Source organism: Pseudoalteromonas sp. PB2-1, assembly GCF_045040605.1.
Taxonomy (GTDB): Bacteria; Pseudomonadota; Gammaproteobacteria; order Enterobacterales; family Alteromonadaceae; genus Pseudoalteromonas; species Pseudoalteromonas arabiensis.
Genome location: NZ_CP090667.1, coordinates 2,682,788 through 2,696,431 on the forward strand (window position 1 = coordinate 2,682,788; position 13,644 = coordinate 2,696,431).

A 13,644-nucleotide genomic window follows, 5' to 3' on the forward strand; every position below is an offset into this window, starting at 1 on the left:
TTAATTCCTTTATTAACTACTATTATTTACCAACTTTAAGGATAGCTAAGAACGCATCTTGCGGCACTTCAACGTTACCTAGTTGCTTCATTCGCTTTTTACCTTCTTTTTGCTTCTGTAGAAGCTTTTTCTTACGGCTTACGTCACCACCGTAACACTTTGCAATTACGTTTTTACGTAACTGTTTAACAGTTGTACGCGCAATAACATGCTGACCAATTGCCGCTTGAATTGCAATATCAAACTGTTGGCGTGGAATCAGATCTTTCAGTGCCTCAGCTAATAGACGACCACGTGATTGCGCGATATCACGGTGTACAATGATGGCTAATGCATCGACACGTTCACCATTGATTAGTACGTCCACGCGTACCATGTCTGACGCTTGGAAGTGCTTAAAGTTATAATCAAGTGACGCAAAACCACGGCTTGTTGATTTTAACTTATCGAAGAAGTCCATAACGACCTCAGCCATTGGTAATTCGTATGTTACCGCCACTTGCTTACCGTGGTAGTTCATTTTAGTTTGTACGCCGCGCTTTTCAACACAAAGCGTAATTACGTTACCTAAAAATTCTTGTGGAACTAATATGTTAGCTTCAACAATTGGCTCACGGATCTCAAGAATATTATTGACCGGTGGAAGATCAGATGGATTATCAATCTGCTTAACGCCGTCTTTAGTTTCAACTTCATAGATTACCGTAGGAGCCGTGGTAATAAGATCAATATCGTATTCACGTTCAAGACGCTCTTGGATGATTTCCATGTGTAGCATACCTAAGAAGCCACAACGGAAACCAAAACCTAGTGCTGTTGAATTTTCTGGCTCGAAGAATAACGATGCATCGTTCAAGCTCAGTTTATCAAGCGCATCACGGAATGATTCATAATCATCTGATGAAATTGGGAACATACCCGCATAAACCTGTGGTTTAATGCGTTGGAAACCTGGTAAGCGTTCTGGAGCAGAATTACGTTGTAAAGTAATGGTATCACCTACTGGTGCACCATGGATTTCTTTAATACCCGCAATTACAAAGCCCACTTCACCGGTTTTTAAGATGCCCGTGTTAGTTTGCTTTGGTGTGAAAATACCCACTTTATCAGCAATGTGAACTTGGTCATTCGACATGATCTTAATTTTATCGCCCGCGCGTAGCTCACCGTGCTTGATACGTACTAAGGATACAACGCCTTGGTATGGGTCAAACCATGAATCGATAATTAATGCTTGTAGAGGCTTGTCTTTGTCACCTTCTGGTGGCGGAATATCTTTAACGATAACCTCTAACACTTCTTCAATACCGATACCTGTTTTTGCACTACAACGAACAGCCTCTAAGGCGTCGATACCAATGATGTCTTCGATTTCTTCAGCAACGCGAAGTGGATCGGCTTGCGGTAAGTCGATTTTGTTTAGAACAGGAATAACTTCTAAGTCCATTTCAATCGCTGTATAGCAGTTAGCCAAAGTTTGTGCTTCTACACCTTGACCCGCATCAACAACTAAAAGCGCACCTTCACAGGCTGCAAGCGAACGTGATACTTCGTAAGTGAAGTCAACGTGCCCTGGGGTATCGATGAAGTTTAATTGATAGGTCTCGCCATCTTTGGCTGTATAATTTAGCGTTACACTTTGCGCTTTAATGGTGATACCACGCTCACGCTCAATGTCCATTGAGTCTAACACCTGCTGCTGCATTTCACGGTCTGTTAAACCACCACAAACTTGGATAAGACGGTCAGAGAGAGTCGATTTACCATGGTCGATATGGGCGATGATCGAAAAATTACGGATATGCTTCATAAACTGGATTCTAAACTTCTATATAAAATGGACTAAGTGTATAAAGCGGCAATTTTACATTTAATTGGCTTTAATCACCATCTATTTGAGTGAAAGGAATAGTAATTGGGTGAATTTTTATTACTTTTATATCATGTTTTAGGCTCTTAACCCTTGATTTAGCTATCGCATAGCCAATTAAGCCTCCCAACAAGGCTGCTAAAATTTGCCACCCTTCAGCAAGCGAAAATACTGCAAAAGCAGCTAAAGCGAACCCTAAACTAAGTAAGAGAGGCAACATATACACAGCCATCGCGTGTTTTACTAAATGACTATCATCCAACGCTAAGGTTACTTTTTGCCCTACTTTTAGCTCATTATCGAATGTGTATGGGAATGTTTTTTTAGCGGTACCAAATAACTTGGCAAAGACTTGTGAGCCACAACGGCCATTGCACCCTGCACAGGCTTGTTTTTGCTCTGCTTCTAAATTTGCTGTCGTGCCTTTTACTGACACGACAGTGAGTGTTTGTTCAATCATGGTTTAAAGAGGTCGTGCTACCGACTCTGCAATGGCTTTAGCTGTCATAGCGGGAATATTACCAACAACTGACACATCAAAGCTACCACTGTTATGCACATAGATTGTGGTAGCACCCGATGAAAGCGCACCACTGGGGCGTTTGCCTGGCAATGGTCTTTGAACAAATACAGAGACTTCAACAAAGCCATCTGAATACAAGTAATAATCTGTTAGCTCATTGTTTAAATCAAGCTTATGGCGATCAGATTTTAACAGTTTAAATCCATCAGGTAACCAGCCAATCTTCCAGTTATTAACTGCCGTACCTGTACTTTCATTGTCAATTTCACTCACTGGTAAGGGAGTTGGAAAGTCACGGTTCTGCATCTCAAGCAATAAGGGAGCTGGCTGCTCCGTCACACTGATATGAGTAAGCTGTAATTGTTCCAGCATTTCGCCTTTGTGGTTAACATAAGCAGATTTAAGTAACAATGATGACTCAGTATCAAGCCAAATCCAGTAATTAAACTTAAACTCGTCTTTTGATTCTATACGAACCAATTGCGCTGAACGCCCAGCTATACGGCCTTTTCCGCCAAGAACGAAATCATAATGAGCACTTAAACGCTCAATATCTTTAAACAAAACCTCTGGAATTGGTCCTGCAATTGAGTCAGTTTTGACAGAGTAAGGCTCTGAGTGTGGCTCAAAATAAGTAACGTGATCGTTCACACGCACCATCTCAAGACCAGCACCATTCAATAAACTTAAATGCTCAAGCTCAATATCACCTTGTTTTGCGTGTAACCAGCGATAAGGCTCCATTGCTTGACCTTTAACGACCACAAAGGATGCATCAAAATTACGGGTATGAACGGCTTTAGCCATATCTAATAATAATGCTTTGGCGGGGTTTTCGTCGCTGGCAAAAGCGGATGCACTTATTACCAGCGATAAAATAAAAGTAATAACTTTCATTAAATTAGTGATTTTCCTCTTCGGCTTTGGCCTCAGTTTGCGACTTTTCTAATGAATAAGCAACACGTGCTTGTCTATGGTGCTCTAGAACAAGTGCACCAATTCGCTGCTGCTGTAACTCACGCAAACCTTGCTGTGCATTTTCAAGCGCTGGCTGTTCAGATGAGTAGCTCACCGGTGATGCCACGCCAGTCAATGGGGTTGTTTGTAGCAATGGAATGTCACTTTCAGGTGACTCACTGTTTTGCGGCAATGTTTGTACGCCCACTATCGCGAACATTGCAACGCTTGCTGCGATAGCAACTTGTGCAAATGGGCGGCGCCAGTTAAATGCGACAACATTGTCAGTACCTGTTGCTGCCACAATTTCTTCGCTTTTTGGTGCATTTGTTTTATTCGCGAAATCGGCATAGACAGGTTCGTGTTCAAGTGCATCTGCAACGGCGTCGGCAATATCAAAGTTAAAAGCGCTGTTGTTTGCCTCAGCACGCATTGCATCACCGATCATCGCATAACGACCAAATGTCGCGACATCATCTTTTGTTATCGCTTCATCGGTTAGTTGCTGTTCGCCGTCAAGTAATGCGGATAGCTGTTCGTTATCCAACTTGTTAACGTCTGCTTTTGTCATACTAAGACTCACCTATTAATGGATTTAATTTATTATCAATCGCTTCGCGGGCACGGAATATACGTGAACGTACAGTCCCCACGGGGCAATCCATAACCACGGCTATTTCTTCATAGCTCATCCCTTCTATCTCTCGAAGGGTAATCGCAGTTTTCAGATCTTCAGGCAAACTATCTATTGTATTAAAAATTACAGCACGTACTTCGTCACTGAGTAACAGATTTTCTGGCGATGCGTTAGAACGCATTGCATCTGCACTGTCATAAAACTCAGCTTCTTCTGCATCAACATCGTTCGCTGGGGGCTTTCGGCCCTGAGCAACTAAGTAATTTTTAGCACAATTTACGGCGATACGGTATAACCAAGTATAAAAGGCGCTGTCTCCCCTAAAGTTAGGTAACGCACGGTAAGCTTTAATAAAAGCTTCCTGAGCGACATCAGCAACATCACCTTGATTCGACACATAACGTGAGATCAAGCCTGCGATTTTATTCTGATATTTTCTAACTAATAGGTTGAAGGCGTTTTTATCTCCTTGCTGGACCCTTTTAACTAGCGCTAAATCCAAATCCTGCTCGCTCATTCGAGCCGGTACTCCTCTGTTTGATTCTTGCTTGCTATTCATATACTCGCCATTGTTTACACAAACTCTGACTGCACGATGAATATAAAAGTTCAGTTTAAAATGTTTTTTTTATAAGATAGCATGCAAATATATTGAGTTATACCGTTCTTATTTGCGTAAAACGTCAAAAATAGCTTTAAAATCAACAGCTATTCTAATTCAAAGCTATTCTACATTTGTGCAAAACAGTTGATAGTACACTGTTTATATGACAAAAAATCTAATAAGATTGGTATAACATTTAAAATAACTAATAGTGCTACAGCAAATATGGTACATATACATATATCATATCAAAACTTTTTTGCTCAAACTTTTGCACTATCAGCTGAGCATTGTAACCGCTAAGACCACAGACATGAACCAAAATAAACATCACATTACTGATGTCGCTATCATTGGCAGCGGCGCCGCAGGCCTTTCCCTTGCCTTATCACTCGCTAACCACTGTAAAGTAACCGTATTAAGTAAAGGGGCACTTACAGAAGGCTCTACTTTGTATGCACAAGGCGGTATTGCGGCGGTTTTTGATAAGAAAAATGACAGCATTGAATCTCATGTTGAAGACACACTGGATGCAGGTGGTGGCCTGTGTGACCGTGATGCGGTTCACTACACTGCAAGCAACGCTAAAAAGTGTTTAAAGTGGCTTATTGAGCAAGGTGTGCCTTTTGACATGGAGTTTGACTCAAAGGGCAAAGAACGTTTTCACCTAACCCGTGAAGGCGGCCATAGTCATCGCCGTATTCTGCATGCCGCAGATGCAACGGGTCGTGCTGTACAAACAACTCTTATCAGCCAAGTACAAGCACACCCTAACATCACGTTATTAGAAAACTACAATGCGATTGATTTAATTGGTGATAAGAGCCTTGGCAGAAAAGGAAAGCATATCCATGGCTTGTATGTCTGGAATTGTGAAGATAAAAAAGTAGAAACGATTGCAGCTAAGTTCGTCGCGCTTGCAACTGGCGGTGCAAGCAAGGTGTACTTATATACCTCAAACCCTGATGTATCGAGCGGTGATGGTATTGCGATGGCGTGGCGCTCTGGTTGTCGAGTGGCGAATATGGAATTTAACCAATTCCACCCTACAAGTTTGTACCACCCTGAATTACAAAACTTTTTAATTACTGAAGCGATGCGCGGTGAAGGTGCTTATTTAAAGCGCCCTGATGGCACACGCTTTATGAAAGATTTTGACGAGCGCGAAGAGCTTGCGCCTCGTGATATTGTCGCTCGCGCTATCGACTTTGAAATGAAACGCCTTGGTGCAAATTGTGTCTATTTAGATATCAGCCACAAAGACAAAGATTTTATTATTGAGCACTTCCCAACTATCTACGCAAAGTGCTTAAGTGTTGGCCTTGATATAACGAAAGAGGCGATCCCAGTCGTCCCTGCCGCGCATTATACGTGCGGTGGTGTCATGACTGACTTTAATGGTCGTACAGATCTCGATAATTTATATGCCGTGGGTGAAGTGGCTTATACAGGTCTTCACGGTGCAAACCGAATGGCGAGTAACTCATTACTTGAGTGTATTGTGTTTGCCCATGCTGCGGCAAAAGACATTTTAAGCAAAATTGACACCTCTCCTGCGCCAGAAGCATTACCTTTATGGGATGAAAGTCGTGTCACTAACTCAGATGAAGAAATCGTTATAACCCACAACTGGCATGAGCTAAGGTTATTTATGTGGGATTACGTGGGCATTGTGCGCTCTACCAAGCGCTTAGAACGCGCACTGCATCGCGTTGAATTACTGCAACAAGAAATCCATGATTACTATGCAAACTTCAGGGTTACAAATAACTTACTAGAACTTCGTAACTTGGTACAAGTTGCAGAGCTTATTATTCGTAGCGCCCTTGAGCGAAAAGAGAGCCGTGGGCTTCATTATACAATCGACTACCCAAATCAAACTGAAAACCCAACCCCCACTATTTTAACTCCTAAGCTGGTTGCTGCACTGCAATAACCGCTCGTCGCAAACGAGAAAAACTTAGCGCATCAACACTGGCTGACGAAATAATCAGCCAGTGTGATTGATAAAAGCCAATTAATCTTATAACTACATGATTCGCAAATACATAGCTCTTGGGACTTATCTCACCTTGCAGTTGTAACTGTTCATTAAAAAAGCCTAGCTGTGATTGCTGCAAAATTATCACTCCATCACTGGGCTGTGCTTGTTGTACTTTTTTGAAACAAGCAATACCAATAACAAGGCAAGCAAAACAGGCTAAAAGCTCTGATAAGATATGACTATAAGAAAAGTATAATAATAGGGCTAGAAAACAAAAGAAGACCACAAAGGGTTTGTGGTCTGAGAAGTTATTTTTGACGGTAAACCTATACACGAACTCGATCTAAAATAAGCGTCACCATGCCCTTGAGCTCTGCATCTTTGCATTCTTCATGACCCATGAACCATGCAAATAAATCAGGATCATCGCACTCAAGTAAGCGTTGAAATACAGCTTGCTGCTCTTTAGATAGTGAGTCAAACGCTTGCTCAACGAATGGCATGAATAAAACATCAAGTTCGAGCATACCACGGCGGCACGCCCAACGAATGCGTTCTTTACTGTGAATTTCAGTCATTTTAAACCTCGTACTTATTTGTCTGCAGTTTAACAAATTGCAATCGAATAAACAGCTATTTAAATTGCCACCCTAACTAAGTTATCATTAGGGCTCACTTATATCGTAAAGAAGGTTTTTATGTCGACTGTTTACGCATGCCCATTATCTCATACGCTTATTAGCCTTTCTGGTAAAGATAAGCTGTCATACCTTCACGGGCAAGTTACTCAAGATATCAATAAGCTAAGTAACGATAACTTCTTATGGGCAGGTCACTGTAATGCCAAAGGTAAACTTTGGGGTGTGTTCAAGTTATTTACATACCAAGATAACTACTACCTAGTTGGCTCTAAACCTGAGGTAGCACAATCTTTGGGCGAATTAAAAAAGTATGCTGTATTCTCTCAAGTTGAGATTGAGCAATCTGATAAGTCGCTTATTGGCTTAATCGGTGAAGATCTTACCTCAACCCTCACGTTATTGAATATCCACTTTAATGATACGCAGACTGCTGTTGATTTTGCAGGAGGCAAAGCACTGAAGCTTGCAGATAACCGCGTATTATTGATGGTAAATAATGACTTTAGCTTACCTGACGATATTACCGCACTTGATAATGACAGCATGTGGCAAGAAGCAGCAATCGCTGCCGCTGAACCCTCTTTAAATAAAGATGCTATTGGCGAATATGTACCGCAAATGGTTAATTTACAGGCCATAGGGGGCATTAGCTTCAGAAAAGGCTGTTATACGGGGCAAGAAACAGTCGCCCGCATGAAGTATCTCGGAAAAAATAAACGTGCCATGTATATCGTCGCAGGTAAAGCCGATGGTTTACTCGATGAACTAGAGCTTGAAACACAAATGGGCGAAAACTGGCGCCGTGCAGGTAAGCTTATCAGCCAAAGTTATAATCAACAAACGCACACCCTTATGGGCCTTGTGGTCTTACCAAATGACAATGAAACAGGCCACGTATTACGTGCAAAACACCTCCCTCAGGTTGAGCTATCAATTCAAGCTCTGCCTTACTCTCTCGAAGATGAATAAATAGGAATGACTATGATCGTAGCAGCAAACAAAGTGGTAAAAATGCATTATTCAGTATTGGATAATAACAAAAATACCATCGACAATTCTTTCGATGGTGAACCACTGGTGTTTATCGTGGGCACAGGATTTTTAATCCCAGGTCTTGAAAACGCGCTACTCGGTAAAGAAGCCGGTGATACATTCAGTGTGACTGTAGAGCCAGAACAAGGCTATGGTGAACGTCACGACGACCTAATGCAAGCAGTGCCGAAGTCAATGTTCGAAGGCATGGAAATTGAAGTCGGTATGCAATTTAGAGCAACAACTGATGCAGGCGATCAATCAGTCATGATCATTGAAATCCAAGATGAAGACGTGATTGTCGATGGTAATCATCCTCTTTCAGGTATTACACTTCACTTTGATGTTGAAGTACTTGAAGTACGCGATGCCACAGAAGAAGAATTAGCACATGGTCATGTGCACGGTGAAGGTGGTTGCGGTCACAGCCACTAAACGAAACACTAAAAAAGCGCCAATGGCGCTTTTTTTATAGCTATAGCATGCCCTACAAAAGTGTATCACTTACTCAGGTTCTGCGCTCACTTCTTCCTTTGCTTCTGGCATAGCTTCAGGTTGAGTTATATGCGCATTAAGCGCAGCAAGTAAACCAGCTTGATCATTGGTGCCTAAACGGTAATGTGTACCATCTTTCATTGCCAGTTCTACCGCACTAAAACCAGATACACTGTACACCCAGCCATCGTGAGTTATACGTAAGCCAATTCCATGACGAAATGAATTGCTAACAGCTCTAACTGACTCAATGTCGTCAAAGCTCACTGTTTTACCAAACACACCTGGCCCAAATGCCCAGCTCACTGTTTTATCCGTTACTTTGATGGTTAGGCTATGAAATAAAAAAGCCACTAACACTAAAATGGCACTAAATCCCATTAATGGCACATCTGCACCTATTAAGTTCCATGCCAAGGCAAGAAAACCACCGATCCAGCCTAAAACAATAAAGATAAATAGTGCATATTGCTTATGTTGATACATAAAGAACTCTCTAATTAAAAGCTATAAACAAAGGTGGCACTGAGCTCTGAATCATACTTAAGCTTGTCTTCCTCTGGTTTTGAATTGTAACGGTACATATAGGTAAATTTAAGCGATACATCACCCATGATTTTGCTGATCAGCGAGGTTTCTGATTTTAGTCGCGAATTTAACCCTGACATGGATTGCTCATAACTCACATCTTGATTAAAACGTGTGCGTGCAGATACCGTGCGCTCCCACTGCAAAGCTAAGCGTAATAAGTAGCCGGTTTTAGTTTCATCCTCTTCAGTTGCCATATCTTCATCGGCAACGGAGCGGTAAAGGCCAGGCCCAACATCAATATCAACCTTGTTCTTACTGCCTTGGTATATTCGATTGCCATAGCCTGTAGCCACAGTGCTTTTAAACTCTAAGCCACTAAATTCATCTTCTTCATAATCCGCATAAATAAAGAACGATTCATTTTTAACGTTTAGCTTGTAGTTACCTTGTGCTGATATAAAGATTCGATCAGCCGAGACTTCATCATCGCCAGTTTCGTCATTACGGTCTCGTTTATATAGGGTGTCTATTTTGAATTGATTACGCCATTTCTCAAAATCCTGATACAGATTACCTTTATATTTAAAGCTAGTTGAATCTGTATTACCACTACTAATCATAAAACCAAATTCCATATCTCCATAAAGCATCTCGCCCTTATGAATTTTATGGATTTCTTCTTCGGATAGCTGACCATACTCATGAAAATCTTCAAATGGATCAACGGCAGCAACCTGCCAGCTAGCCAGCATAAAAGCGACTAAAAGTGCACGTTTTAGTGTATAAAAGCAACTCGGGGTTAAATCAAACATCGGCGGAAAATTTATTCGCTATCTTTCCAAAGAATATGACAAAAAGGCGCATCTTTATCTCGGCTAATTAAAATTTTGGCAAACAGAATATCTTGATTATCAAATTCAAGTCCTACTAAGACTTGCACAAACAGCTCAGGTTCAATTTCTAATGCAACAAAATCGTGCCATTGACTATCCGGTTCACCTTCTTCAATAAAACCGAGCTCTTCGCGGTGCTCGTTAAAGTCAGCAATATCTTGCTCGCTTAAGTTGTCAGGTGCCAATTCTAAAAATATATCATACGCCTGATGTGTTACTTCTTCTTCACTGTATAAGCGTGGACCAGCCATGACCAAAACCCTCTGATATTTGAATTAAGCTATGATAACAAACCTCTTTTGAGTTTTACCAAAAAAAAAGCCAGGTTACCCTGACTTTTTTTATTTTCACTGATTAGGCTATGAAGATGCCTGCCCTTTTATTTTTTCACGCATCCCTTGCACAAGGGTATAAAATAGTGGCACCAACAATGTACCAAATATCGTAGCAGCTAACATACCAAACAGCACTGTTACACCCAGTGATATTCGACTTCCAGCGCCTGCACCGCTTGCAAATACCAAAGGTAATACGCCAAGCACAAACGAGAGGGCTGTCATTAACACCGCTCTAAAACGCATTTTAGCCGCATTTAATGCTGCTTCGAGGATCCCTTTACCCGCTGAGCGTTCTTCCATAGCAAACTCAACGATCAGAATCGCAGTTTTAGTTGATAGGCCAATTAACAACACAAGGCCTACTTGTGCATAAATATTGTTTTCCATACCAATTATATACAACGCAAGCATTGCACCAAATAACGCCAGTGGTACGGCGGCAATGACCGAAAATGGAATCGTCCAACTTTCGTATTGTGCGACTAAGAATAAGTAAACAAAAACAACCGCTAAACCAAATAGAATCGGTGCAACATTACCTGCTTCTATTTCTTGTTTAGATTGCCCAGCCCATTCATAAACATAACCCGTTGGCAGCTGCTCAGCTAATTCTTGCATGACTTTTATCGCATCACCACTTGAGTAACCTGCTGCAGGTTGTCCGCTAATACTCGCACTGCGATACAAGTTAAAGTGCGTTAAGCTGGTTGGGCCAAGGATTGGCTCAAGCTTAGCAAGTGTAGTAAGCGGCACCATCGCACCTTCATCATTACGCACATAGTAGTATTGTAAGTCTGCTGGATTTTGACGAAAACGACTTTCCGCCTGCATGATCACTCTGTATGTGCGGCTAAATTGATTAAAGTCATTAATATACAATGATCCTAATTGTGCCTGTAAAGTTAAGAAAATATCGCTAAGGGCCACGCCTTGAGCCTTGGCCTTATTACGGTCAACCTCTAAAAAGTATTGCGGTACATTTGCTCTGAATGTGCTGTAAACATTAGAAAGCTCCGGACGCTGATTTGCCTCATAAATAAGTCCATTTAATACCTGAGCAAGCTCAGCAGGCTCACGCCCTTCACTATCTTGTAACCTAAACTCAAAACCTGCACTAGTACCTAGACCTGGAATTGATGGCGGATTAAATGCCATTATCTGCGCATCTGGCATCGCCCAAAATTGCCCCATTAAACGAGTCAACACAGCTCGTAAGCCGAGCTCAGAGCTGGTTCGCTCTTCCCAGTCCTTCAAAATCACAATGCCTAATGCATTATTTGAACCTGCCCCCCCTAGCAACGAAAACCCAGAGACAGCAATAAAATCAGTCGCTGCGGGCTCATTTTTTACAATATCCCCTAATTTATGCATCACTTCTTGAGTACGATTACTTGCTGCTGCATCTGGCAACTGCACATCAACAAACAAAAAGCCCTGATCTTCTGCGGGTACAAACCCTGTAGGAACCGTTTTTACAAGCCACCCTGCGGCAGCAAAAATTACCACAGCGAAAAGTGCCATTCGCGCAGAACGCTTTAAGATAAAATTAATTACTTTGCTATATCCGCTGGTTGAGCGTGTGATCACATTTTCAAAAGGAGCTAGCCATTTTATTGGCTGCATGGCTTTTTCATTTAATAGCAAAGCACACAGCGCAGGACTTAAAGTAAGTGCATTAACAGATGAAATAAGTACAGCGAATGAAATCGTTACGGAGAATTGCTTATAAAGCTCTCCGGTGATCCCTGGCATAAATCCAACAGGCACAAATACCGCTAATAACACAAGGGTGGTTGCAACAATGGGGCCTGATACCTGCTCCATTGCTTTGGTAACGGCTTCTTTTATCGGTAGTTTTTCTTCTTTTAGGATCCGCTCAACATTTTCGATAACGATAATCGCATCATCAACCACAATCCCGATGGCCAGCACCAAACCAAATAGCGTAATTAGGTTGATGGAATAACCCATCATCATCATAAATGCGAAGGTACCCACCAAAGACACCGGAATCGCAACGGTAGGAATCAGTGTTGCGCGCCAATTTTGTAAAAACAAAAACACCACTAAAATAACCAAACCAACGGCTTGTACAAGTGTTATTACCACTTCTTCAATAGAACGATTAATAAATTCAGTCGTATCATAGGGAATTGAGTACTCAATACCATCAGGTAGCTGCTTTGCTAGTTCCTCCATACGCGCTTTAACATCGGTGGCAACTTGTGTCGCATTCGCCTCAGTTAGCTGATAAATAACAATAAACGCAGTATCTTGCTGGTTTAATTTGGCGGTCGTACTGTAACTTGCAGCACCCATTTCAATGCGCGCGATATCATTTAAACGCACAAAATTACCATCTTTATTTGCGCGAATAATGGTTTGACCAAACTCTTCTGGTGTCTTTAAACGCCCCTTCGCCTGAATTGAGTATTCAAATTGCTGGCTAGGCCCTGTTGGTGCCGCCCCCAACTTACCCGCAGCCACTATAGTGTTTTGCTCTTGTAGCGCAGCCTGTACTTCCGCCACCGTTAACTCTAAAGAAGCCATTCTATCTGGACGCAGCCATAATCGCATCGAGTACGTCTGCTCCCCCATCACCTCCGCTGAGGCCACACCATTGATACGCCCTAAAGGTTCAGTTAAATAATTTGTCGCGTAGTTACTTAGAAAAATAGCATCAATATTATCTTTGCTTGAATAAAGGTTAATACCTAAAAGCATTGAGCTTGATTTTTTCTTTACTGACACCCCTTGACGTTTCACCTCTTCAGGCAAGCCTGACTCAGCCAGTGCAACGCGGTTTTGCACATTAACCTGTGCTATGTCCGTATCAGTGCCAACCTTAAAGTAAACGGTTATATTCGCAGTACCGTTATTAGATGAAGTTGACTCGATATACATCATATCTTCAACACCATTAACCTGCTCTTCTATGGGCCTAATAACAGACTCTTCGACTATTTGTGCACTTGCACCAGGGTAACTGGCTGTGATTTGTACTTGTGGCGGGGTAATTTGCGGGTACATATTAACCGGCAATAAAGCCATCGATATTAAGCCCGCAATCGTAATAACAATAGATATAACCAGTGCAAACTTAGGGCGAGATATAAATGTTTTACTAATCATCTCATAC

14 protein-coding genes are annotated in these 13,644 nt (G+C 41.8%); 3 read left to right on the forward strand and 11 right to left on the reverse strand.

Annotation, left to right across the window (positions count from 1 at the left end; translation table 11 throughout):
• Positions 1 to 22 precede the first annotated feature (22 nt).
• From lepA to rpoE, 5 genes are all read right to left on the reverse strand, one after another.
• Positions 23 to 1,810, reverse strand: a complete 1,788-nt coding sequence (gene lepA / locus L0Z67_RS12555; protein WP_062569658.1) for a translation elongation factor 4 — start codon at positions 1,808 to 1,810, stop codon at positions 23 to 25.
• 70 nt (positions 1,811 to 1,880) lie between these two features.
• Positions 1,881 to 2,330, reverse strand: a complete 450-nt coding sequence (locus L0Z67_RS12560; protein WP_130150422.1) for a SoxR reducing system RseC family protein — start codon at positions 2,328 to 2,330, stop codon at positions 1,881 to 1,883.
• A gap of 3 nt (positions 2,331 to 2,333) precedes the next feature.
• Positions 2,334 to 3,290, reverse strand: a complete 957-nt coding sequence (locus L0Z67_RS12565; protein WP_405128084.1) for a MucB/RseB C-terminal domain-containing protein — start codon at positions 3,288 to 3,290, stop codon at positions 2,334 to 2,336.
• A 4-nt stretch (positions 3,291 to 3,294) separates the two neighbouring features.
• Entirely contained in the window at positions 3,295 to 3,921 is a 627-nt protein-coding gene (locus tag L0Z67_RS12570) for a sigma-E factor negative regulatory protein (RefSeq protein ID WP_062569655.1), read from the reverse strand.
• 1 nt (position 3,922) lies between these two features.
• The gene (gene rpoE, locus L0Z67_RS12575; protein WP_036969086.1) at positions 3,923 to 4,504 is read right to left on the reverse strand and encodes an RNA polymerase sigma factor RpoE; all 582 of its coding nucleotides are present in this window, start codon (positions 4,502 to 4,504) and stop codon (positions 3,923 to 3,925) included.
• A gap of 400 nt (positions 4,505 to 4,904) precedes the next feature.
• Here rpoE and nadB point away from each other — a divergent pair, with 400 nt between their 5' ends.
• Complete coding sequence (gene nadB / locus L0Z67_RS12580; protein WP_062569654.1) at positions 4,905 to 6,527, forward strand: L-aspartate oxidase; 1,623 nt, start codon at positions 4,905 to 4,907, stop codon at positions 6,525 to 6,527.
• Here the strand turns inward: nadB and L0Z67_RS12585 are convergent.
• Both L0Z67_RS12585 and L0Z67_RS12590 read right to left on the reverse strand, forming a co-directional pair.
• Positions 6,502 to 6,909 carry a hypothetical protein gene (locus L0Z67_RS12585; RefSeq protein WP_062569653.1) on the reverse strand — a complete coding sequence of 136 codons (408 nt, stop codon included), beginning with the start codon at positions 6,907 to 6,909 and terminating at the stop codon, positions 6,502 to 6,504. The genes nadB and L0Z67_RS12585 overlap by 26 nt on opposite strands.
• Positions 6,902 to 7,153 carry a succinate dehydrogenase assembly factor 2 gene (locus L0Z67_RS12590; RefSeq protein ID WP_062569652.1) on the reverse strand — a complete coding sequence of 84 codons (252 nt, stop codon included), beginning with the start codon at positions 7,151 to 7,153 and terminating at the stop codon, positions 6,902 to 6,904. The genes L0Z67_RS12585 and L0Z67_RS12590 overlap by 8 nt, the downstream gene beginning before the upstream one ends.
• A 120-nt stretch (positions 7,154 to 7,273) precedes the next feature.
• Between L0Z67_RS12590 and ygfZ the strand changes: the two genes are divergently transcribed.
• Both ygfZ and L0Z67_RS12600 read left to right on the forward strand, forming a co-directional pair.
• A complete protein-coding gene (gene ygfZ, locus L0Z67_RS12595; protein WP_062569651.1) occupies positions 7,274 to 8,185 on the forward strand; it encodes a tRNA-modifying protein YgfZ in 912 nt (303 codons plus the stop codon).
• 12 nt (positions 8,186 to 8,197) lie between these two features.
• Positions 8,198 to 8,683 carry a peptidylprolyl isomerase gene (locus L0Z67_RS12600; RefSeq protein ID WP_054554327.1) on the forward strand — a complete coding sequence of 162 codons (486 nt, stop codon included), beginning with the start codon at positions 8,198 to 8,200 and terminating at the stop codon, positions 8,681 to 8,683.
• A gap of 69 nt (positions 8,684 to 8,752) precedes the next feature.
• Here the strand turns inward: L0Z67_RS12600 and L0Z67_RS12605 are convergent, their stop codons facing one another.
• The 4 genes from L0Z67_RS12605 to L0Z67_RS12620 form a co-directional block, all read right to left on the reverse strand.
• Positions 8,753 to 9,229, reverse strand: coding sequence for a hypothetical protein (locus tag L0Z67_RS12605; protein WP_062569650.1), 477 nt, complete (start codon positions 9,227 to 9,229; stop codon positions 8,753 to 8,755).
• Positions 9,230 to 9,243: 14 nt separating this feature from the next.
• Entirely contained in the window at positions 9,244 to 10,026 is a 783-nt protein-coding gene (locus L0Z67_RS12610) for a YdiY family protein (protein WP_228074502.1), read from the reverse strand.
• 71 nt (positions 10,027 to 10,097) lie between these two features.
• A complete protein-coding gene (locus tag L0Z67_RS12615) occupies positions 10,098 to 10,418 on the reverse strand; it encodes an HI1450 family dsDNA-mimic protein (protein WP_062569648.1) in 321 nt (106 codons plus the stop codon).
• Between the two features lie 108 nt (positions 10,419 to 10,526).
• Positions 10,527 to 13,637, reverse strand: coding sequence for an efflux RND transporter permease subunit (locus L0Z67_RS12620; protein ID WP_062569647.1), 3,111 nt, complete (start codon positions 13,635 to 13,637; stop codon positions 10,527 to 10,529).
• Between the last annotated feature and the right edge of the window lie 7 nt (positions 13,638 to 13,644).